Origin of the sequence: Ruminococcus sp. OM06-36AC (genome assembly GCF_003438725.1) — a bacterium.
GTDB lineage: Bacteria > Bacillota > Clostridia > Oscillospirales > Ruminococcaceae > Ruminococcus_C > Ruminococcus_C callidus.
The window spans coordinates 2,942-3,838 of record NZ_QSTT01000048.1 but is presented as its reverse complement, the minus strand read 5'-3'; the positions used below and the strand labels follow the sequence as shown (position 1 = coordinate 3,838).

Annotated in this window: 1 protein-coding gene; it reads left to right on the top strand. The window is 48.3% G+C overall.

Features of this window, described 5'->3' with window-relative positions; genetic code table 11:
• The coding region (locus DXB92_RS12905; RefSeq protein WP_187118456.1) for a site-specific integrase at positions 1–897 on the top strand (897 nt) is incomplete at both ends.

Genomic DNA, 897 nt, shown 5'->3' with positions numbered 1-897 from the left:
CACTTTCAGAAACACGTTGACCCGACTTCCACCACCTTTCTCGACTGGCTGCGGCTCTGGCTGGAAACCTATATGAAAAACAAGGTCAAGCAGTCCACCTATGTCAGCTATCGGGGCTACATCGAAAATCACCTTGCACCAGCATTCCCAACCCTCAAGCTGAAAGACCTCACGACAAAGCTCCTGCAGGACTTCTACAACTACAAGCAGAATACACAGGGACTTTCGCCCAAAACCATTCTGAATCTTCACCGCTGCCTGCACAAGGCAATGAATCAGGCAGTGCTGGAACATTACATCGATTTCAACCCCTGTGATGCAGTCAGTTTGCCACGCAATGAAAAACCACAGGTTGAGATTCTCACTCGTGAGGAGCAGCAAAAACTTATCTACACCAGCTACAAATACCGATACGGCATTTTCATTCGTCTGACACTTGCAACAGGGATTCGTCTGGGCGAACTGCTGGGACTCCGCTGGGAAGATGTAGATTTTAATAAAAGAATGCTCTCTATCCGTCGCACAATAAACCGTCTGCCCAAAGTGGATTACAACGGTGTGGGCAATTCCACGGAGATTGTTATCCAAGAGCCAAAAACGAAAAACTCTATCCGCTCTATCCCCTTGATTCCCAATATCGCAAGCGAGTTACAGCAATGGAAAAATGTACAGCAGAACGATGCTATGACATCTGGTGCAGCCTATCAGGACTCCGGCTTTCTGGTGACAAACCCATTTGGAGGATACCTGGAACCCAGAACATTCAAGGATGCCTACGATGAGATTCTGAAAGCCTCTGGTCTTGGACACTACACCTTCCACGCCCTCAGACACACTTTTGCCACCCGTGCCATGGAACAAGGCATGGATGCGAAAACCACTTCAATTCTGCTTGGG